Here is a 20,757-nt window from a genome sequence, read left to right on the forward strand (position 1 = left end):
CACTCCGGCGCAGCGGGAGACGCGAGCCGGCTGATCAGCCCAGGGCAGGCACCGGCTCCGGCAAGGGATACGGCTGCTCACCGCCGCCGTCGAGGTCCGGCCGGCTCTCGCCCGGGCGCCGGATCAGCGACACGACGACGACGAAAGCCACCGCGAGGATCCCGACGTTGACGGCGAACGCGCTGGTGAAGCCGTGCACGACTGCAGCAGGTGACAGGCCGCCGTGACCGACGGCGTACGACGCGGTCGCGCTGGTAGCGATCGTGTTCAGGAACGCGACTCCGAGCGAACCGCCGACCTGCTGCATCGTGTTGACCAGCGCCGATGCGGCGCCCGCATCGTGGTTCGGCACCCCGAGCAGGGCGGTCGACGACAACGGCACGAAGACGTGGCCCATGCCGAGACTGACGAGCAGCTCGGCCGGCACGACGTGCACGGCGTAGGACGACTCCGGCGACAGCTGCGTCAGCCACAGCATGCCGAGGGCGGCCGCCGCGAACCCGATCGAGGCGAGCACCCGCGGTCCGAACCTCGGAAGCGTGCGAGACGCGATCGTCGAGGAGGCGATGATCCCGGCCGGGAACGGCAGGAAGGCGATACCGGCCTTGAGCGCGGAGTAGTGCAGCACCTCCTGGAAATAGTAGGTCAGGAACAGGAACGTGCCGAACAGCGCGAGGGTGGACAGCAGGAACGCGGCGTAGGAGCCGCCGCGGTTGCGGTCGAGCACGACACGCAACGGCAGCATCGGGTTGGCCGCCCGGCGCTCCCACGCGACGAAACCGACGAGCAGCGCGACCGCGACGGCGACCAGCGTCAGGGTGAACGCTGCCGTCCACCCGTGCAGGGACGCCTCGGTGAACCCGTAGACGAGCAGGGCGAGACCGGAGGTGGCGACGAGCGCGCCGGGTAGGTCGAAGTGGCGGTCACCCTCGACGCGGCTCTCCTTGACCAGCGGGATGGCGGCGCACGCGACTGCGATGGCGATCGGCGTGTTGACGAGCAGCGTCCACCGCCACGACAGGTACTGCGTGAGCGCACCGCCGGCGATCAGGCCGAGCGCTCCGCCGGCGCCCGAGATGGCGCCGTAGACCGCGAAGGCCTTCGCGCGCTCGTGCGCCTCGGTGAACGTCGTGGTGACGAGTGACAGGACGGCCGGTGCAAGCACTGCCGCGAACACACCCTGGACGGCGCGAGCGCTGAACAACCAGGCCGGCGACTGTGCCAGCCCGCCGAACGCGGAAGCCGCGGCGAAGCCGAACAGACCGATCAGGAACGTGCGTTTGCGGCCGAGGTAGTCGGCGACGCGGCCGCCAAGCAGGAGCAGGCCGCCGAAGGTGAGCGTGTAGGAGGTGAGCGCCCACTGGCGCGAGGCGTCGGAGATGTGCAGCGCCTGCTGCGCATGCGGCAGCGCGATGTTCACGATCGACGCATCAAGAATGATCATCAGTTGGGCGAGGCCGATGACCCCGAGCGCGAGCCATCGCCGATCGCGAGGAGCAGGTGCCCGGGTCGCGGCAGCCCGGTCGAGTGTGGGTGCAGACATGCGGTTGTCTCCCTGACGAAGCGGATGATCCCTTGCGGATCGCCGAGCGGCGGCCTACGCTGGCGCCTAAGCGGAAGCAGCCTCCGTTAACTTACCGGAGGCACCCTCCGCTTTGTCAACGCCTTTCGTGATGTCTTTTTCGAGGCCGGGAGGAGCCGATGGGCCGCGCGCCGCGTGCCGACGCGTGCCGCAACCGCGACCGGCTGCTCGAGGCCGCCTCGGAGGCATTCGCCCGCGACGGTGTCGACGCGTCGCTTGAGAAGATCGCGAAGGCCGCAGGCGTGGGTATCGGCACGCTCTACCGGCACTTCCCCAACAAGGACGTGCTGATGGAGGCGGTCTACCGCCACAACCTCGACCAGATGCTGGCCGACGCCGACGAGCTGCTGGCCACCAAGCCGGCCGCCGAGGCGCTCGCCGAGTGGATGCAGCGCTTCGTCGCCTACGTGGCGACGAAGAAGGGCCTCGCCATGCATCTCAAGACCGTGGTGTCCGCCGACTCCGACCTGTTCACGAGCAGCCAGGAGCGGATGGGCGACACCATGCGGCGGATGGTGGAAGCCGGTGTCGCCGAGGGCGAGATCCGTCCCGACGTCGACCCGACCGACGTGCTGCGCGCCCTGGCCGGCGTGTGCATGACCAGCGACATGACGCAGTCACAGGAGCAGCCGTGCCGCATCGCACAGCTGCTGATGGACGGTCTGCGCTACGGCGCCGCGTCGGCAAGCCGCTGACCCACGCGACCGGGCATCCGCCGCGATCCAACCCCTAGGCTCGACCCCGTGAGGTGTACGCCGGGGTGACGCACGAGCCGTCCCTGCTGCTGGCTCTGGACCTGGCCGGCACCTTCGCATTCGGGCTCAACGGCGCGCTGACCGCGGTACGCGCCGTGCGGCTCGACATCGTCGGTGTCATCTCGCTCGGAATGGTCACGGCCCTGGGCGGCGGCATCATCCGCGACATCCTCATCAACGCGCTGCCGCCGGCCACCTTTCGCGACTGGCGCTACCTGTCGGTGGCGGCCGGCGGCGGGCTGGTCGCCTTCGCCGCCGGTCGCTGGTGGGATCGGCTGATGATGCCCATCACCGTGCTCGACGCTCTCGGGCTGAGCCTGTTCGCCGTCACCGGCTCGAGCAAGGCCCTGGGCTACGGTCTCGGCGTGGGGCAGGCGGTGATCCTGGGTGCCATCACCGGCGTGGGGGGCGGCACGCTGCGAGACGTGCTCATCCAGCGCGTGCCGACCGTGCTCACGAGCGGGCTCTACGCGATCCCCGCGCTGGTGGCGGCAGCCATCACCGTGGCGACGACCCGTGAGGGGGTCTACGGCGTACCCGCGGCTCTCGGCGCAGCCGCCGCGTGCTTCGTGATCCGCATGGTCGGGGTGCGCTACGGGCTCAACGCCCCCCGGCCACGTGGCGTCTCACCCGAGTAGGACGCGCTGACGGACTACGCAGCGGTGTCGCGACGATGCTGACGCTGCTTGGACCGTCCCGCGCGTAGCTGCCCCGGTGCGCGCCGGGCAGGTTGCGGTGACGACTGCAGCGGACGGACGGGGGTGCCGGACTCGGCGAGGCGGCGTACCTCCGAGTGGCCGGGATGGACGCGCGCCGACGTGGGCGTCACCTGCGCATCGCGATGCAGTCGGGTGACGGCGCGCTCCTGGTCCGGCTGGATGAAGGAGACCACGGTGCCTCGCGCACCGGCGCGTGCAGTGCGGCCCGACCGGTGCAGGTAGTCCTTGTGATCGTTCGGCGGGTCGAAGTGCATGACCAGGTCGACGTCGTCGACGTGGATACCGCGCGCCGCGACGTCGGTGGCCACCAGCACTCGAGGGTGGCCGTCGGCGAAGCCGGAGAGGGCTCGTTGGCGGGCGGGCTGAGAGAGACCGCCGTGGATCGCGGCGGCAGGCACCCCCGCCTTGCCCAGCTGCTTGGCGAGGCGGTCAGCACCGTGCTTGGTCCGGACGAATACGAGCGTGCGACCCGGTCGGGCGGCGATCTCGGCGGCGACCGCAACCTTGTCGCCGCCCTCCAGGAGGAACGCGTGGTGGTCCATCGCCTCGACCGGCGACGCCGCCGGTGCGACGGCATGCACGGCCGGCTCGCTGAGGTAGGCGCTGACCAGGCGGTCGACGCCGCGGTCGAGCGTCGCGGAGAACAGCAGTCGTTGCCCGTCGGCCGGCACGTCGTCGAGCAGCCGCACCACCGCGGGCAGGAAGCCGAGATCCGCCATGTGGTCGGCCTCGTCGAGAACGGCGACCGACACCGCGGACAGCGAACAGGCGCCGCGGTCGATCAGGTCGATCAGACGGCCGGGGGTGGCGATCACGATGTCGACGCCGCGTTCCAGCGCGGCGAGCTGCCGGCCGTACGGCGACCCGCCGAAGACCGCGACGATGCGCAGGTCGACCGCGTCGGCGAGCGGGCGCAGCGCGTCGGCGACCTGCATGGCGAGCTCACGGGTCGGGACGAGCACCAGGCCGCGCGGGTGGCGAGGCCTGGAACGCCGGCCGGACAAGCGCGCCAGCGTCGGCAGCCCGAAGGCGAGGGTCTTGCCGGAACCGGTCTGCGCACGGCCGAGCACGTCACGTCCCGCGATGGCGTCCGGGAGCGCGCGAGCCTGGATCGCGAACGGGGCGTTGATGCCGCGCCGGGCGAGCGCGTCCACCAGGACGGCGGGCAGCCCCGCCGCTGCGAAAGACGTCACCGGCGGCGCCTCGCGTGCCGACGCCTCGTCAAGCAGGCGCTCCAACGCGGATGGGGTGGGCTCGACGGCGGCGGCGGGAACGCTGCGCGGGTGCGGTCGGCGGCGAGGCCGCGATGACGACGTGGGTCGCCGCTGGTGTGGCGAAGACATGGGACGTGCTCCAACTCATCGATCGGCAGGCCACAAGGAGGCTCGCCAACACCGACGGGAACACTTCTTCTGCGACCTCGCGGGCGGCTCGCCCGCGGGAGACGACGGCGCGACGCACCGTCAGTGCCGCAAGGGTATCAGCGACGGTGCGCGATTCGTTGCGGCCTCGGGACCAACGGCCTATTGTTTCTCACAAGATGTCTCAGTAAAAAGTAGGTGTCGCACCGAGCGCGCGGAGAGGATTCCCTGTCGTGACCCACCCCATCACCGGCCGCGCAACGCGGCACGAGGAGTAGGCCGTGCTCCTCACCGACCTGCTCACGACCGAGCCGACCCACGAGTCGATCGGCGAGCTGCTGCACGAAGTCATCGACCCCGAGCTCGGCGTCAACATCATGGACCTCGGGCTCGTGCGCGAGATCGCCATCGCGGAGACCGGCGCGGTCGGGATCGCGATGACGTTGACGACGCCGGCCTGCCCGCTCGGGCCCTACATCACCGAGCAGATCCAGGACCTGCTGGGTCAGGTCACCACCGTCACCGACGTCGAGGTCGAGGTCGTCTGGAACCCCCCGTGGGACCCCGACCACGACATGACCGACTACGCCAAGCAGCTGCTCGGCTGGCGCCACTGACAAGGAGTGCACCATGCCCGCCACCACCGACATCGTCGCCGCGATCACCGGCCACCACGCCGAGCTCGAGGCGGCCCTCGACGCCCGCGTGGACGCGGTCGTCCGTGCCGCCCGCGACGGCGCCGACCCCGCTGCTGCGGTCGCCGAGCTTCGCGGCCTGCTCGACCACGACATCGTCCCGCACGCTCGCGCCGAGGAGGACGTGCTCTACGCCGCCGCCGTCACGCCGGACCTGCGCCCGCTCGTCACCGGCATGATCTTCGAGCACGAGACGCTGCTCGGGCTCGCCACCGACCTGGCCGGGGCGACCGCCGCGGTCGACTCGGCGTCCGTCGCCGCCGCGATCCGCGCGGTGTTCGTCGGCCACGTACGCCGCGAGAACGAGCTCCTGCTTCCTGCACTGGCCGCCGACCCCGCGGTCGACCTGCCGGCGCTGCTCCCGGTCATGCAGCAGCGGTTCGCGGACTACCGCGCCGTCGCGTCCTGACCCTGCCGCCGCCTGCCCGGTCGGCGGCGGCCCGTTACGGCAGGTGCGCCTGGTCCAGAGCGGACTGCAGCGACTGCCGGTAGCCGTCGGAGGTGTAGGTCGCGCCGGACACCGTGTCGATGTTCGCGCTCTGCGCCTGCAGGGCTTCTTGCCGCAGCTGCGGGCCGGCGTAGGAGCTGATCTCCTGGCTTCGTGGCGTGTCGTTGGGCAGCTGGAGAGCCTGCACGTCGGTGATGCGACCGCCGCTGACCCAGATCTCGACCTGCACCGGACCGTACGGCGTGTCTTCGGTCTGACCCGTGTAGGTCGTGGTCGTCGGCCGGGGACTGGGCGCCGGCGCGGCGCGGGTCGCGGCCGGCGCCGGGGCCGTCTTGACCGGTGCAGTCGCGGTCCGTGCGGCCGGTGCCCGCGATGCGGGCGCGCTCGCGGGCACCGCAGCGCGGACCGGCGCCACCACAGGACGCGACCGGGACGCCGGCTGGGCCGTTGCCGCGACGGGCGGGTGCGCCGGCGCGGCGGAGATCTTCGGCGCAGCCGTCGCGGGCGCGACGGCAACCGGCCGGGCGGCCGGCTCCGCCGGTGGGGCGGCCTGCTCGTAGCGCAGCAGCGCGACGATCGCGACGGTCGTGAGCCCCACAGCGACCGATGGGCGGACGCTCATGCGCTCACCACGCGAAGCTCTCCGTGTGGATGCGCGGGGCGGCGACCCCCGCAGCCTGCAGCAACGTGATCATCTCGCTCACGAGCCCCTCGGGACCACAGAGGTAGGCGTCGACCTCACCGGGCTCGGTGAGGAGTCGGGTCAGCTGGCCGGCCCGGAGGAACCGACGTACCTCCTCCTCGTGCCGGCCGCCGGCGAGGACGTGCAGGTCGACGTGGCCGGTCTGCGCCAGCCGGTCGAGCTCGGTCTGGAACCACGCCTGCCCGCGACCGCTGACGCGGTAGATCAGTGTGACGTGGGTCCGCGCACGCGCCGCTTCCTGGGCCATGGCGAGCATCGGGGCGATGCCGGAGCCGCCCGCGACGAGCACCAGGTGCCGCCCACGGGCGAGCCGGCGGGTGACCGCGCCGTAAGGCCCTTCGAGGATGACCGGGACGCCTTCGCGGAGTCGGTGCAGCGTGCTGGTGTGGTCACCCACCGGCTTCGCGGTCATCCGCAGCCATCGGCCGTTCGGTGCCTGCGACACCGAGAACGGGTGCGCGTGCCACCAGCCGGACGGGGTCAGGAAGCGCCAGCGGAAGTACTGGCCGCCCTCGATCGGCAGCCGCGACAGGTTGCGCCCGCCGACGTAGACGCTGACCGACCCGTCGGCCTCGGGGATGACGTCGACGACCCGGAACCGGTGCCGGCTCCACAGCAGGAGCGGGTCACCGACCCGGTAACGCAGCACGAGCAGCAGCACCACGACGTGCGCACCGATCCAGCCCGCGCGCATCGTCGCGTGCCGGGCGAACTGCGCACCGTCGACCAGCTGGTGGACGATCGCCAGCGCGATGCCGACGTAGGCCAGCAGGTGCAGGGTGTGCCACACCTCGTAGGGCAGCAGGCGGCGCAGCGGCTTCAACGACGTGACGACGACGAGCGCGACCAGCGCCAGCCCGACGGTGCCGAGCAGCACGTAGGGATAGGTGAGGACCAACGTCGCCGTCTCGTGCGAGACGGAGGCGTGGTCGTACGCCGCATAGCCCACGATCACCGCGCCGACGTGGACGGCGACGAGGCCCATGACGTAGGAGCCGAGCCAGCGATGCGCGCCGGTCAGCCAGTCGGTGCCCACCCGGCGCTCCAGCCAGGGAACCCTGGCCAGCAGCGCGACCTGTACGAGCAGCAGGTAGGCGGCGAGCATGCCGGCCGCCCGGGCGACGCCGACGAGCACGTCGCCGCCGCTGCGCACCGTCCGCGTGGCGGGGTCCTGCCACCACGGCACGAGCACCAGGAGAAAGCCGGTCGCGCAGGCGGCCGTCACCAGGAGCGCGGCCTCCCGCCGGCTCAACGCGACGCTCGCCGCAGGCCCGGGGCGCACCGCCGTCATCGCCGGTCGCCGCCCGTCGAGTGACCTGCGGACCGTGCAGCGATCAACGGCGGACCGCCAGGTTCACGACCGTCCCAACGACGAGACGGGTGCGGAGGAAACAGACCCGCGATGAGGGGTCGCGGTCATGCCTTGCGAGTCGTCGTGGATCCGGTCGAACTCGTGGTGGTGAAACGCGCGAACGCTGCCGTCGGTCCACCCGCCCGCGAGGTGCAGGACCAGCACCCCGATGGCCGCGCCCAGGGCCAGCGTCCCGAGCATGACGACGCCCCGGCCCACGGACCCGGGCACCCGCCGACGGTGCGGTCTTCCGCCCGCCGCGACCTGCACCGCCGGGACAGTGCGCGCGAGCACGTGCAGGCCCGTTGCGACCAGCCAGGCGATGAACGACGCCTGGTGCACGGTGAGCGGGCTGATCCGAAAGCCGACCACGCTGCCCAGCGAGCTGAACGCCCCGTCTCCCAGGGGGACGAGCGCGAGACCGCTGCCCACCACGGCGAGACCGGTCAGGACGACCAGTGGGCCGAGCACCCGCAGGACCAGCGGCGGCGGCCCAGCGGCGCGGTAGGCCGATGCGCCCAAGTAGTAGCGCACGATGCGCCAGCCGGTCGTCGCCGTCTTCAGCAGCACCAGCGGGATGAGGAACGCGCCGAGCAAGATGTGGATGTTGATCATCGCGTTCAGCGACAGCAACGTGAAGCACTCGACGAGGAACGCGACGAGTAGGAAGAGCCCCGCCCAGGCGGTCAGGCGCGCGTTGCCGGCGGGACCCCCGGTGTGCGGGGCCACCGGGTCCTCTCGATGGGCGGTGCCCATCGCCGTCGTGACGACGTCGTTGAGCACCGGCGGGAGCCCCGTCTCGGACGCGAACTGCTGCATGCCTCTCCTCAGTCGACCCGGATCTCACCGGACACGACGTGTACCGGGATGCCGTCGAGCGGCGCCGGCGGCGGCCCACCGAGGACCTGGCCGGTCTTCGCGTCGTACGTGCCGCCATGGCAGGGGCAGACGAACTCCTCGCTGGACGGGTCGAAGTCCACGGTGCAGCCGGCGTGGGTGCACACGGCCGAGAAGGCGACGAAGCGATCGCTGCTCGCGTGCACGACCCAGGCGGGCTGGCCGCTGGCCGGGTCGGTGAAGCTGCGGGCTTGGCCGACGGGCACCGCCGAGACGGGACCGACCGCGGTCCCCGGCGGTGGGGCAGCGGGCGCGGTCGGCCGGGATGTCGTCGCCGAGGACGTCGCGGATGGCTGCGGCGTCGCCCGCCGCGACGTGGGCAATGCTCGACGTTGCGTGCTCGTGGTGCCGCCGGCAAGGCGACCGGCTGCCGCGGTCAGCCCGCCGCCGGCTCCGGCGACGACCGCGACGAGAGCCGCGACCCGCGCGCGCCCGAGGAGGGTCCGCCGGTCGATCTCGTCGCGAGCCGCCGGCGACAGCGGCTCGCGGACCGGGAAGACCGGGCAGTCGGCACGGCGGCCGCACTCGCCGGAGGGTCGAAGCCCGCAGCTCGACCCGTGGGCGCACAGCTGGCGCAGCCGCGGGACCTCGACGCCGACGACGGCCGGTAGCCCGCCGACCCCGGTCGACAACCGGGCCCGCTCGGTCAGCCAGCCGTCGACGCTGAGGACCCCGCCGGCCCCGAAGCCGACCAGGATCGTCCACGCGAACAGGAAGACGATGTCCGAGCCGTAGTAGTAAGGCGTGGTGTTCCAGCTGACGGTGAGCAGGAACGTCAGCGACAGCAGCATCCCGCCGATCGCCGCGAGCCGGGTGAAGAGGCCGAGCAGCGCGCCCACGCCCACGGCGAGCTCGCCGAAGGCGATGAGCAGGCCCACCAGAGTCGGCGCGTGCGCCGACAGCTGCAGCAGCGGCCCGATCGGGCTGGTCGCCTGCAACGAGTGCATCTGCCCGACGACCGACGCCGGGTTGTGCGGGTCGAGGTACGCCGGATTGGCGAGCTTCTGCAGGCCGGCGTACATGAACGTCACCGCAAGGAAGCCGCGCAGGGGCAGGATCAACCAGCCGGGTTGCCGCAGCCCGAGCTCGGTCCAACGGCGACCGGCCAACCACGCGGGGGGCGCCGGCGGCGGCGCGGTGCGCACCGCCGATGTCTGCCCCGTCCGCTGGAACGTCACGACCCCAGAGTGACGCGGCGGTGACTAAGAAGTCGTTCAGCGCGGCGCGCCGGCGATGCCGCGGCCGTACCGTTGCACCGTGACGGCACCGGGCGACGCGCTGACCGGCGTCCGGGTGCTGCTGGTCGAGGACGACCGATCGATCGCGCAACAGCTGACCCGCGGGCTCGAGCGGGCCGGCTGCTCCGTCATCGCCGTCCGGACCGGATCCGAAGCGCTGCAGCACTCGGAGGCCGACCTGATCCTGCTCGACCTCGGCCTGCCGGACGTCGACGGCATGCCCCTCTGCGCCCAGCTGCGCGGCTGCACGGACGCGCCGATCATCGTCGTCACGGCGCGAGACGCCGAGCCCGACCGGGTTCGCGCCCTGGACAGCGGTGCCGATGACTACGTGGTCAAGCCGTTCGGGTTCGCCGAGCTGATGGCGCGGATGCGAGCAGTGCTGCGCCGGGCGGAGCGCAGCCAGCCGACCCTCCTCCGGTACGGGCCGCTGTCGGTCGACCTCGACGGCCGGCGCGTCGAGGTGGACGGCGCGTCGGTGGTGCTGACCGGCAAGGAGTTCGACATCCTCTCGTGTCTGATCACCGAGCCCGGCCGAGTGGTCAGCCGCGAGGAGATCTTCGACCGGGCCTGGGACGAGCACTGGTATGGCCCCACCCGGGTGCTCGACGTCCACATCGCGGCCTTGCGGCGCAAGCTCGGCGACCCATCGCTCATCGAGACCGTCTACGGGCGCGGGTTCCGGTTGCGGGCACCGTGACCCGCCGCATCCTGGCGGGGTTCCTCGGTCTGCTCATCGGCGTGCTCGCGCTCATCGTCGTACCTCTCGGTGCGGATCTCTCCGCGCAGCACCGGCGCGACTTTCAAGACGCCGTGAACGGGACCGCAGCGTCTCTCGCGGCGGTCGCGGAGGAGCGGCTGGGCGACCGGGCGGACCCGAAAGATCGCGGGCTGATCACCCTGCAGGCCCACCCCGGCGACACCGTCATCCTGCTCGACGACCGTGGCAACGTCTTGGTCGCCGAAGGTGCCCACGCGACCCAGGCGGCCATCCGAGCCGTCCGGGCCGGCCGCGCGCCCGAGGTCGTCGACACCGTCACCGCGGTGGCGACGGTGGGCCCGAAGGCGCACCCCGAGGGGAGGCTCGTGCTCGTGCGTGCGGCCGAGCCGCTCGACCGCCGGATCGAGCGGCTCTGGGCAGGGCTGAGCGCCGCGGCCGCACTGGCCCTGGCGGTCGGCGCGCTCGTCGCCGTCGGCCTGGCCCGCTGGATCGCCCGTCCGTTGCGGGATCTTCGCGGCGCAGCGATGCGCATGGGCGGTGGCGACATCACGGCTCGCGCCGGTGGGACCAATGGGCCGCCGGAGGTGCGCGAGCTCTCGCGCGCGTTCGACGAGATGGCCGCACGGATCGGCTCGCTCCTCGACAGTCACCGCATCATGACGCTCGACGTGTCGCATCAGCTGCGCACCCCGCTGGCCGCCTTGCGGCTGCGGTTGGAGCTGCTCGCCGACGACGTCCCGGGCGATCTGCGCAGTGAGCTCCACGGCGCCCTGCGCGAGATCGGCCGGCTCACCCGGCTCGCCGACGGCCTCCTCGCGGTCGCCCGGGCCGAGGAGATGGTCACCCATCCCGAGTCGGTCGACGTGCGTGGAATCGTGGAGGAGCGCGTCGAGCTGTGGGAACCCGCCTCCAAGGAGTGTGGGGTCACCTTGACGACCGCGGTGGGGCCGGCCCGTGCCTGGGCGACACCGGGCCACCTCGACCAGGTGCTCGACAACCTGCTCGCCAACGCGCTCGAGGCCCTCGGCCCGGGCAACCACATCGCGGTGACGGCCCGGGTGGCGGACGGCAGCGTCGTCATCTCCGTAGCCGACGACGGCCCGGGCCTGACCCAGCCGCAGCGCGACGCGGCGTTCAACCGGTTCGTCAGCGGCCGCTCGCAGCCGTCGAGCTCCGGGCTGGGGCTCGCCATCGTGGCGCGACTCGTCGCGGCCGACCACGGCAGCGCAGAGCTGCACGAGACCCCGGGCGGCGGCCTGACGGCGGTCGTCCGGCTGCCGAGCGGCCGGCCGCGATAGCCCGGCGCCCGCAGGTGACCGACGGCGGCGCGGGCATTTCGGCGGCCCGGAGTGTCACGGCCGCGAAACGGGAAACAATCCGCACGGCCTCAGACAGCAGTCGCCGCCGCCCAGGCGGCATGCCCGTAGCCTGGCGCGCCTGCCGAAGTCGCCGTTCGTCTCGATGCGTGCGCTGCGAATCCTCGCGCAGTACCACCGGCCGGGGTTCCACTCCAACGACCGCGACACCACGCGGCTGATCGCCGACTGGAAGCAGGCGCTCTTCGGCAGGGACGGGCAGCTGACCGGGCTCCTCGCCGGCTAGCGGCAGCACCACCCCACCTCGAGCACCCGGCACGGTCAGGCCGCCGTCCGACCGCCCGGCTGCGGCGCGCAGCGAGATTAGAGTGGCCGGGGGATGGGGGGCAGAACGTGTTGTTGACCCTGGTGCGCCGCTACCTCGCGCCCTACCGGACGTGGCTGCTGGGGATCGTCGCACTGCAGTTCGTGGCGACGGTGGCAGCGTTGTACCTGCCCAGCCTGAACGCCGACATCATCGACTTCGGCGTGATCACGGGCGACACCGGCTACATCCTCAGCCACGGCGGCATCATGCTCGCGGTCGCCCTCGTGCAGATCGGCTGCTCGGTCGCAGCCGTCTACTGCTCGGCCCGCACCGCGATGGCCTTCGGCCGCGACGTCCGGGCCGGCATGTTCCACCAGGTGGGGTCGTTCTCGGCCCGTGAGGTGCAGCACTTCGGGGCGCCGTCGCTGATCACGCGCGAGACCAACGACGTGCAGCAGGTCCAGCTGCTCGTGCTGATGTCGTTCACGATGATGGTGATGGCCCCGATCATGATGATCGGCGGCATCGTGATGGCGATACACGTCAACCTCGGCCTGTCGTGGCTGATCGCCGCCTCGGTGCCGATCCTCGTCGTGGCGATCGGATTCATCGTCACGCACATGGTGCCGAGCTTCCGGTTGATGCAGGTCCGGATCGACGAAGTCAACCGCCTGCTGCGTGAGCAGATCACCGGGGTTCGGGTGGTGCGAGCCTTCGTCCGCGAGCCCGAGGAGACCGAGCGTTTCCGTCTCGCCAACGGCGACCTGACCGACGTCTCGATCAGCGCCGGCCGGTGGATGGCTGCGATGTTCCCCACCGTCATGGTCGTCGCGAACCTGTCGTCGGTGGCCGTGCTCTGGTTCGGCGGGCATCGAATCGACGCCGGGCACATGCAGGTCGGCGCGCTGACGGCGTACCTGTCCTACCTGATGCAGATCCTCATGTCCGTGATGATGGGCACGTTCATGATGATGATGATCCCGCGCGCGGCGGTGTGCGCCGAACGGATCGTCGAGGTGCTCGACACCGACACCTCCGTCGTGCCTCCGGCGCAGCCGGTCACCGAGATCGTCGAGCCGACCACCTTGCGCTTCGACGAGGTCGAGTTCACCTACCCCGGCGCCGACGTCCCCGTCGTCCGGGGAGTGAGCTTCGCGGCCGCGCCCGGCCAGACGGTGGCGATCATCGGCTCGACCGGCGCCGGCAAGTCGACGCTGCTCAACCTGGTGCCCAGGCTGTTCGACGCGACCGCGGGCACGGTTTCCGTGGGGGGCGTGGACGTACGGCGGCTGGACCCCGACCTGCTGTGGTCGAAGCTGGGGCTGATCCCCCAGAAGGCGTTCCTGTTCTCCGGGACGGTGGCCTCGAACCTGCGCTACGGCAAGGAGGACGCGAGTCCGGACGAGATGTGGGCGGCCCTGGAGATCGCCCAGGCACGCGACTTCGTCGAACTCATGCCTGAAGGGCTCGAGGCGCGCGTCGCGCAAGGAGGCACCAACCTCAGCGGTGGCCAGCGCCAACGCCTCGCGATCGCCCGTGCGCTCATCCGGCGACCGGACATCTACCTGTTCGACGACTCCTTCTCCGCCCTCGACCTGACGACCGACGCACGGCTCCGGGCGGCGCTGCGCCCGGTGACCCGCGACGCCACGGTGGTGATCGTGGCCCAACGGGTGTCGACCATCCGCGACGCCGACCTGATCCTCGTGATGGAGGACGGCGCGCTGGTCGGCACCGGCACGCACGCGCAGCTGCTCGAGACCTGCGCGACGTACCAGGAGATCGTCGAGTCCCAGCTCAGCGCCGAGGAAGCAGCCTGATGAGCCGATCCGGCGGCAACGGCTCGGACCCTGCGGAGGGCCGGCCCGCCGGCGTACCAGCGGGAAGTCCTCCTGCCGGGCACGAGACCGGCCGGCTCAAGGAGACCGAACGGGTCCAGACCGGCGGACCGGGCGGTGGCCGGTGGGGCAGCGGGCTGGTCGGCCAGAAGGCCTCGTCGTTCGGGCCGTCGGCCAGACGGCTCGTCGGGCGCATGCGCCCCGATCGCGTCAAGGTCGTCGGCGTGGTGCTGCTCACCATCTTCAGCGTGGCACTGACCGCACTCGGTCCCAAGCTTCTCGGCCGCGCCACCGACCTCATCTTCGGCGGCGTGATCGGCAGGGAGGTGCTGCCGCACGCCACCAAGGCCCAGGCGATCGCTCGCCTCGATGCGTCGGGCAACCACACGAGGGCGAGCCTGCTCTCGTCGATGCACCTGACGCTGGGGGTCGACTTCGGGTCGGTCGGCCGGGTGCTGCTGTTCGCCGTGCTCGTCTACGCCGGTGCGGCGGTGCTGAGCTTCGTGCAGGGCTACCTGCTCAACGACGTCGTGCAGAACACCGTGCGCCGGATGCGGGCGGACGTGGAGGAGAAGGTCCACGCCCTGCCGCTCAGCTACTTCGACCGCCAACCCCGTGGCGAGCTGCTGAGCAGGGTGACCAACGACATCGACAACATCAGCCAGAGCCTGCAGCAGACGATGAGCCAGCTGTTGACCAGCCTGCTGACGGTCGTGGCCGTGCTGAGCATGATGTTCTGGATCTCCTGGCTGCTCGCGCTGGTCGCACTGGTGTCGGTGCCGGCCTCGATGGCGCTGGCGCGCGTGGTCATGCGTCGCTCCCAGCCCATGTTCATCGACCAGTGGCGCCGCACCGGCCGGCTCAACTCCCACATCGAGGAGACCTTCACCGGCCACGAGCTGGTCAAGGTCTTCGGTAAGCGGCGCGAGGTCGAGAAGGTCTTCGCGACCGAGAACGAAGCGCTCTACAAGTCGTCGTTCGGCGCGCAGTTCGTCAGCGGCCTGATCATGCCGCTGATGATGTTCGTCGGGAACCTGAACTACGTCGTCATCGCGGTGGTCGGCGGGCTACGCGTCGCGCACGGGTCGATGTCCCTGGGAGACATCCAGGCATTCATCCAGTACTCGCGCCAGTTCACCCAGCCGCTGACCCAGGTCGCCTCGATGGCCAACCTGCTGCAGTCCGGTGTCGCCTCCGCGGAGCGGGTCTTCGAGCTGCTCGACGCTCCCGAGGAACCCGCCGACGCCACAGGCAGCGCCGCGCCCGAGCGGCACGGCGAGGTCCGCTTCGCGCACGTGTCGTTCTCCTACGACCCGAGCAAGCCGCTCATCAAGGACCTGTCCCTCGTCGCCCAGCCCGGCCAGACCGTCGCCATAGTCGGGCCCACCGGCGCAGGCAAGACCACGCTGGTCAACCTGATCATGCGGTTCTACGACGTGAATGGCGGTCGGATCACCCTCGACGGGGTGGACATCACGTCGATGCCACGCTCGGCGCTGCGCCGCCAGATCGGCATGGTGCTGCAGGACACCTGGCTGTTCGAAGGCACCATCCGGGACAACATCGCCTACGGCAGACCGGACGCCTCCGAGGACGAGATCCGCACCGCCGCCCGAGCGACCTTCGTCGACAGGTTCGTGCACTCGCTGCCCGACGGCTACGACACCAGGGTCGACGAGGAGGGCTCCAACCTGTCGTCGGGCGAGCGCCAGCTGGTGACGATCGCGCGGGCCTTCCTCGCGAGTCCGGAGCTGCTGATCCTGGACGAGGCCACCTCGTCGGTCGACACCCGGACGGAGCTGCTGCTGCAGCACGCGATGAGCGCGTTGCGCACCGACCGCACGTCGTTCGTGATCGCGCACCGCCTGTCCACGATCCGCGACGCCGACCTGATCCTGGTGATGGAGCACGGCGAGATCGTCGAGCACGGCACCCACCAGACGCTGCTGCAGGCCGACGGGGCCTACGCACGGCTCTACCAGTCGCAGTTCGCAGCGACCGGCGAGGCGCTGACGCACTGAGCGCAACCCGTGCTGAGCCTGAACCTGGGCTGCCACCTGCTCGATGCGACCACTTCGGCTCGACGGTGGAGTGAACCGCCTGCGCGACGATCCAGCGGCCCGGACCTCTCGGCCGGGAACGCTACCGTCAATCCCGCACCGGAAACCGTATCGACCTGGCAGGATGGCGCGGTGCTGCTTGACTCACTGTCGGTCGATCCCGGCTCGTTCTCGGCGACCGGATGGTCCGTGGAGCCGCAGGGCGCCTGCCGAGGCGACGTGTGTGTGCCGTTGCCGGTCGAGGCAAGGGTCGCGGGCGGCGCGATCGACGTAACCGTGGTCGCGGAGCGCCTGGGGATGCCCCTTGTGCACGACGCCGAGCATGAGCTCTGGGCACTCGGGCCGGCCACGGTGGGCGGTAGAGCGCTTGCGACGGCTACCGCTGCAGAGCTGACGCTGCCCGACCTCGATGGGCGGCCGTTCACCCTGTCATCGTTGCGGGGCCGCAAGGTGCTGCTGCTGGCCTGGGCGTCCTGGTGAGGCTGCCGTGACGACCTGCCCGGGTGGCAGGCAGTGCGCGAGGAGATCTACCCGCAGGGCGCCGAGGTGGTCACGGTCGCCCTCGACCTGGGCGGCCCCGAGGCCGCGCGCCCGTGGATCGAGAAGGCGCGACCACAGCACCCGTCGCTGATCGACCAGGCGCACAACACCGACGAGAAGTTCGGCTTCGTCAACGTGCCCAACGCCGTGTGGATCGACGAGGCCGGGACGATCGTGCGACCCGCCCACGCCGCGCACGTGCAACGGTCGCCGCTGCGGGACATGGACGTCCCCGAGGGGCTGGGCCGGCTCGGCGAGATGCTGACCGAGGTCAAGAAGATCCGAACCGATCCGGATGGGTACCTGCGCGCGCTGCGCGACTGGGTGTCCCGCGGCGCCGACAGCCGGTATGCCATGTCACCGGACGAGGTGGTGGCGGCCGCACGCCCCCAACCGCGCGAGCACGCCGAGGCGGCAGCGTGCTTCGAGATCGGCCAGCACCTGTGGCGAGCCGGCGACACGGACGCAGCGGTGCGGTGGTTTCGACGCGCACACGAGCTGCACCCGGCGAACTGGACCTACAAGCGGCAGGCCTGGACCCTCGCCACCACGGCCCCCGGCGAGCCGTCGGACCTCGTCCAAGGACCGACGGACGTCTACCCGGGCAACTGGCTCGACGACGTCCGCGCCATCGGTGCGGAGAACTACTACGACGTGCTGGACGACTGACCGCGCCCGTCAGGCGCTAGCCGCGGGCCGACGACAGGGGGCGGCCGCTGCCGTCACTGCTGTGGCCGACCGGATACTTGCTCGCGTCAGTGGTGAACTCCGGCGTGCCATAGGTCACGAGCCGCTTCTTCAAGACGCGGATCGCGTAGGCGTCGCACACGCCTCGTAGTCCGGGCAGCTTGCTGGCGGCGATGACTGCCGCGTTGCGACCAAGGATGAACGGCGCCGTGACACCGACGACCGCGACATCGAGCAGCCGCAGCCGCACACCCATCCCGGCTGCCGCTGCCCGGTTGCCGTTGCAGAAGGCGCGGACGAACCCGACCTTGCTCCAGCACTTCTCGATGAACTCGACCGCGCGGTCGTACGGCGTGTGTCCCGGCCGGACGTAGGCGGCCATGGTCGACCGGACGAGCGCACCGCAGGTCGCATCGTCGAACCCGTCCCGCAGCAACGCGCCGCGCGCGTGGAAGACGTCGACGATCTCCTGCGGGTCGGTGGGGAGGAGGTCCTTGGGCAGGCCGAGCAGGAAGCACCGGTAGCGGCTGAACTCGAGCACGGCGCGCTCGTCTGCGTTGAACTCCGTGCCGCCTCGGCGCAGGACTGCGGCCGCGAGCATGTACATGTTGATCAGCCCGGCCGGCATCTGGTCGACCTGCGGGACGGGTACGCCGTAGATCCCCGCGTCCCACTTGTCGGAGCGCTTCAGCGCGTTGAACCGCACCATCGAGTGCATGAGGCGGACCATCGCCGCCGCCTCGAAGCCCGGCCCGTGGCGCTCCAGCGCGCCGGGCATCGTGGTCACCGCGAAGAAGCTCGACGTCTCGTTGACCCGGTGCGCCGCGCGCGTGCCGGACAGCGCCCCGGTAAGCGCCATCGGAAGCGCGGCGTAGCTGTTGATGAACGTCCCGAGGAACACGCCGCGAATCACGAAGGGCGCCACGAACGCCGACGGGATCCGGGCCTGCCGAGCACCCTCCTCGACCAGGCGCATGTCAACCCAGTCCGGGGTCGCCTCCATCGACGCGATGAACGCCCGCAGCTCGTCGGGCGCATCCGGCACGGAGTCGACCCCTTCACGGCACGCCTGCCGCAGCATGCCGATCAACCCGGGCACGCCGTAGCGCCCGACGAGCGAGGCGTAGGGGTCGGCGACCACGTCGCCGAGCATCGTCGCGGTCGCCACCAGCTCGACGATTCGCTCGTTGCCGAGGATCTGCTCCCGGTCGGCGACCCATGACGGCAGCGCCGCGGTCTCCTCGGGGTCCGCCGTGTGCCGGTAGGGCAACCGACCGAAGTCGATGTCGCCGTACAGCTCTGGCTGCAGCACCGCCTGGCTGCGGACGCGCGCGGCCAGCTCTGGGTAGTGGAGCGTCATCGACACCTCTGCTCGGGCACGGTTCGACCGGTCAAATTTCACTGTGTAAGTTGATACTGTCAGATCGTAAGTTACGCTGTCAACGTGGCTGCAACCGCAACGCCGCGCACGCGGATGAAGGCGGAAGAGCGTCGCGAGCAGATCCTGGACGTGACCCACGAGATCGTCGACGCCGAGGGCTTTCACGCGGCGACCCCTGCCCGGATCGCCGAGGCGGCCGGCGTCACCCGGCCGGTGCTCTACCAGCAGTTCGGTGACCTCGGCGGCTTGTTCGTCGCGCTGATCGACCGGGAGGCAGAGCGGGCCGCAAAGCAGTTCACCGAGGCGATCGCCGAGCCGGACGAGGAAGCCGACTCCGACCCGTTCCTGCACGCCTTCGACGGTGCCCTGCGGGCGATCGACACCCATCCGGCGACCTGGCGGCTGTTCCTGGTCCCACCCGAGGGTGCGCCGCCGGAGCTGCACCAACGTGTCGCCGTGTCACAGGACGGCGTGCGTCTCTACCTCACCCAGCAGCTGCTCCGGCTCTTCCCCGAGCTCCCGGACCCCGACTACACCGCTCGGATCATCTTCGCCACCGGCCGAGAGCTGCTCTACCTGCGGCTCACCGATCCCGAGGCAACCAACGAACGCCTGCGATCCGTGGTCAGGCATCTGCGCACTCTCACGGTGCAGGACTAGCCATGGGTACGCCGTAGAGCGGGCACGGCCGGCCGGCTGCCTGTCCGGACGTGTTGGCCTGGAGACGTCGTGAGAAGGTCGCCTCGTGAGGCTGCAGTCAGCTGCTCGGCAACGACCATGAGCTGGGCGGACGCCTGTCCTTTGGCCGATCTGGCCGACGAGCTGCCGGCGGGCGTGGTCGTCGACGGCGTGGCCGTCTGCCTGGTCCGGCTGGCGCACGAGGTCTTCGCCGTACACGACGAGTGCACCCACGAGGCGGTGCCCCTGTCGGAGGGCGACGTCGAGGACGGCACGATCGAGTGCTGGCGGCACGGCTCCCGGTTCGATCTGCGCACCGGTGCCGTACTCAACCCACCGGCCGTCAAGCCGGTGGCGACCTACGCCACCCGCGTGAATGGCGGGACCGTGCAGGTCGACGTGGGCGCCTGAGACGAGGGAGGAACCCATGCCCGTATCCGAGTGGCGGTCGGCGGTCCGGTTCGACGACCACGGTCCGGGCGTGACCGTGCTGCACGAGTCGGCGGAGCTCAAGGTCGTGCTCGTGGGACTGCGGGCCGGACAGCAGCTACCGGTCCACCCGGGACCCGCGGCATCGTTCACGTTTCTCAACGGGGAAGCGGTCATGGTCGTCGGAGACGTCGAGGTCCCCGTCGCGGCCGGAGGCATCGTCATCGTGCCGACCGGTGCCAACCGTGCGGTACGTGCGATCACCGACACGGTGTTCCTCGGAAACCTCGGCGACCCGGGCTCGGAGCAAGGGCCCCACTGAGCAGCGTCAGTCGCCCGAGTTGCTGCGACGGGTGACCCGGGCGCGCCACATGCCGGGCCCTTCGAGCTCGTAGACCCAGACGTGCGAGTCCGGGGAGCGGGAGTTCTGCCGCCTCCACAGCGGGTGCAGGTCGCCGCGCGCCTGCAGGCGAACAACCTCGCCGGGACGCATCCAGGTGAGCCGTTGCAGCACCATCCGCTCACGGTGCCGGGCCGGCAGCGCATCGAGATCGATGTCGCCGGCGAACAGCAACGGCAGCGCCCAGCCCTGCTGGTCGACTTCGGTCGCCGGCTCCGGGCCGTGGTCGGCGACCCAGGTCTCCTCCCGGCCGACGTGCCGGTCGAGCCGGTCGACGAGGGCGTCGGCGGTGAGGGCGAGCCGGCGGCGGGTGTGGCTGCCCTCGAGGTTGCCGACGTCGTCACGTAGCCGCTCATGATCGGCCAGCAGCAGCCCGCGCATGCGCTCGTCGCGGAGCCGCGTCTCCGGCAGCCGCCGCTCCTCCTCGGTCAGGTAGGGCAGCAGCCGGTAGTGCAGGAACTCGAGCATCGCGTCGTAGGCGTCGCCGAGCGGTTGCATCGAGCGGGCGGCGTCGGTCAGGTCGTCGGCGTAGGCGCAGGTCTGCCAGAGCAGGACGCTGTGTTCGTCGAGGATCGGAGCGGCGGGCGCGGCGGTCATCGAGATGCGCATCGCGCTCCTCCTTAGAACTCATCTATCTCAGTTTTACAGGAC

21 protein-coding genes are annotated in these 20,757 nt (G+C 71.1%); 13 read left to right on the top strand and 8 right to left on the bottom strand.

The annotated features are described in order from the left end of the window. Positions 1-34: 34 nt before the first annotated feature. Positions 35-1,543 (bottom strand): MFS transporter, encoded by a 1,509-nt coding sequence (locus VFJ21_10390; protein HET7407527.1) that lies wholly within the window; start codon positions 1,541-1,543, stop codon positions 35-37. Positions 1,544-1,701: 158 nt separating this feature from the next. On the opposite strand from VFJ21_10390, the gene VFJ21_10395 reads away from it, so the two are divergent. Beyond that, entirely contained in the window at positions 1,702-2,277 is a 576-nt protein-coding gene (locus VFJ21_10395) for a TetR family transcriptional regulator (GenBank protein ID HET7407528.1), read from the top strand. 65 nt (positions 2,278-2,342) lie between these two features. Beyond that, positions 2,343-2,975, top strand: a complete 633-nt coding sequence (locus tag VFJ21_10400; protein HET7407529.1) for a trimeric intracellular cation channel family protein — start codon at positions 2,343-2,345, stop codon at positions 2,973-2,975. 14 nt (positions 2,976-2,989) lie between these two features. On the opposite strand, the gene VFJ21_10405 is transcribed toward VFJ21_10400, so the two are convergent. Next, a complete protein-coding gene (locus VFJ21_10405; GenBank protein HET7407530.1) occupies positions 2,990-4,249 on the bottom strand; it encodes a DEAD/DEAH box helicase in 1,260 nt (419 codons plus the stop codon). Positions 4,250-4,698: 449 nt separating this feature from the next. On the opposite strand from VFJ21_10405, the gene VFJ21_10410 reads away from it, so the two are divergent. Next, a complete protein-coding gene (locus tag VFJ21_10410; protein HET7407531.1) occupies positions 4,699-5,034 on the top strand; it encodes a metal-sulfur cluster assembly factor in 336 nt (111 codons plus the stop codon). 13 nt (positions 5,035-5,047) lie between these two features. Continuing rightward, positions 5,048-5,521: a hemerythrin domain-containing protein gene (locus VFJ21_10415; protein ID HET7407532.1), complete on the top strand. Its 474-nt coding sequence runs from the start codon at positions 5,048-5,050 to the stop codon at positions 5,519-5,521. Between the two features lie 34 nt (positions 5,522-5,555). Here the strand turns inward: VFJ21_10415 and VFJ21_10420 are convergent, their stop codons facing one another. From VFJ21_10420 to VFJ21_10435, 4 genes are all read right to left on the bottom strand, one after another. Next, positions 5,556-6,182 carry an FMN-binding protein gene (locus VFJ21_10420; protein HET7407533.1) on the bottom strand — a complete coding sequence of 209 codons (627 nt, stop codon included), beginning with the start codon at positions 6,180-6,182 and terminating at the stop codon, positions 5,556-5,558. Between the two features lie 4 nt (positions 6,183-6,186). Further along, positions 6,187-7,554, bottom strand: coding sequence for a ferredoxin reductase family protein (locus tag VFJ21_10425; protein ID HET7407534.1), 1,368 nt, complete (start codon positions 7,552-7,554; stop codon positions 6,187-6,189). Positions 7,555-7,617: 63 nt separating this feature from the next. Continuing rightward, the gene (locus VFJ21_10430) at positions 7,618-8,433 is read right to left on the bottom strand and encodes a hypothetical protein (GenBank protein HET7407535.1); all 816 of its coding nucleotides are present in this window, start codon (positions 8,431-8,433) and stop codon (positions 7,618-7,620) included. Between the two features lie 8 nt (positions 8,434-8,441). After that, a complete protein-coding gene (locus VFJ21_10435; protein HET7407536.1) occupies positions 8,442-9,689 on the bottom strand; it encodes a TQO small subunit DoxD in 1,248 nt (415 codons plus the stop codon). A 79-nt stretch (positions 9,690-9,768) separates the two neighbouring features. On the opposite strand from VFJ21_10435, the gene VFJ21_10440 reads away from it, so the two are divergent. From VFJ21_10440 to VFJ21_10465, 6 genes are all read left to right on the top strand, one after another. Then, positions 9,769-10,449: a response regulator transcription factor gene (locus VFJ21_10440; protein HET7407537.1), complete on the top strand. Its 681-nt coding sequence runs from the start codon at positions 9,769-9,771 to the stop codon at positions 10,447-10,449. Next, complete coding sequence (locus tag VFJ21_10445) at positions 10,446-11,768, top strand: HAMP domain-containing sensor histidine kinase (GenBank protein HET7407538.1); 1,323 nt, start codon at positions 10,446-10,448, stop codon at positions 11,766-11,768. Before VFJ21_10440 ends, VFJ21_10445 begins: the two co-directional genes overlap by 4 nt. A 163-nt stretch (positions 11,769-11,931) precedes the next feature. Beyond that, a complete protein-coding gene (locus tag VFJ21_10450) occupies positions 11,932-12,072 on the top strand; it encodes a hypothetical protein (protein ID HET7407539.1) in 141 nt (46 codons plus the stop codon). Positions 12,073-12,179: 107 nt separating this feature from the next. Next, a complete protein-coding gene (locus VFJ21_10455; GenBank protein HET7407540.1) occupies positions 12,180-13,913 on the top strand; it encodes an ABC transporter ATP-binding protein in 1,734 nt (577 codons plus the stop codon). Next, positions 13,913-15,952, top strand: coding sequence for an ABC transporter ATP-binding protein (locus VFJ21_10460; GenBank protein ID HET7407541.1), 2,040 nt, complete (start codon positions 13,913-13,915; stop codon positions 15,950-15,952). Before VFJ21_10455 ends, VFJ21_10460 begins: the two co-directional genes overlap by 1 nt. Before the next feature lie 171 nt (positions 15,953-16,123). Next, the gene (locus VFJ21_10465; GenBank protein HET7407542.1) at positions 16,124-17,200 is read left to right on the top strand and encodes a ResA-like WAxxUGC motif-containing protein; all 1,077 of its coding nucleotides are present in this window, start codon (positions 16,124-16,126) and stop codon (positions 17,198-17,200) included. 16 nt (positions 17,201-17,216) lie between these two features. Here the strand turns inward: VFJ21_10465 and VFJ21_10470 are convergent, their stop codons facing one another. Further along, a complete protein-coding gene (locus VFJ21_10470; protein HET7407543.1) occupies positions 17,217-18,578 on the bottom strand; it encodes an oxygenase MpaB family protein in 1,362 nt (453 codons plus the stop codon). A gap of 114 nt (positions 18,579-18,692) precedes the next feature. On the opposite strand from VFJ21_10470, the gene VFJ21_10475 reads away from it, so the two are divergent. The 3 genes from VFJ21_10475 to VFJ21_10485 all read left to right on the top strand — a co-directional run bounded on the left by VFJ21_10475 (position 18,693) and on the right by VFJ21_10485 (position 20,028). After that, complete coding sequence (locus VFJ21_10475; protein ID HET7407544.1) at positions 18,693-19,259, top strand: TetR/AcrR family transcriptional regulator; 567 nt, start codon at positions 18,693-18,695, stop codon at positions 19,257-19,259. Between the two features lie 117 nt (positions 19,260-19,376). Then, positions 19,377-19,688 carry a non-heme iron oxygenase ferredoxin subunit gene (locus VFJ21_10480; GenBank protein HET7407545.1) on the top strand — a complete coding sequence of 104 codons (312 nt, stop codon included), beginning with the start codon at positions 19,377-19,379 and terminating at the stop codon, positions 19,686-19,688. A gap of 16 nt (positions 19,689-19,704) precedes the next feature. Then, positions 19,705-20,028 (top strand): hypothetical protein, encoded by a 324-nt coding sequence (locus tag VFJ21_10485; GenBank protein ID HET7407546.1) that lies wholly within the window; start codon positions 19,705-19,707, stop codon positions 20,026-20,028. Positions 20,029-20,034: 6 nt separating this feature from the next. On the opposite strand, the gene VFJ21_10490 is transcribed toward VFJ21_10485, so the two are convergent. Further along, positions 20,035-20,715 carry a DUF2249 domain-containing protein gene (locus VFJ21_10490; GenBank protein HET7407547.1) on the bottom strand — a complete coding sequence of 227 codons (681 nt, stop codon included), beginning with the start codon at positions 20,713-20,715 and terminating at the stop codon, positions 20,035-20,037. Between the last annotated feature and the right edge of the window lie 42 nt (positions 20,716-20,757).

It is taken from the genome of Mycobacteriales bacterium, assembly GCA_035690485.1.
GTDB lineage: Bacteria > Actinomycetota > Actinomycetes > JAFAQI01 > DASSKL01 > DASSKL01.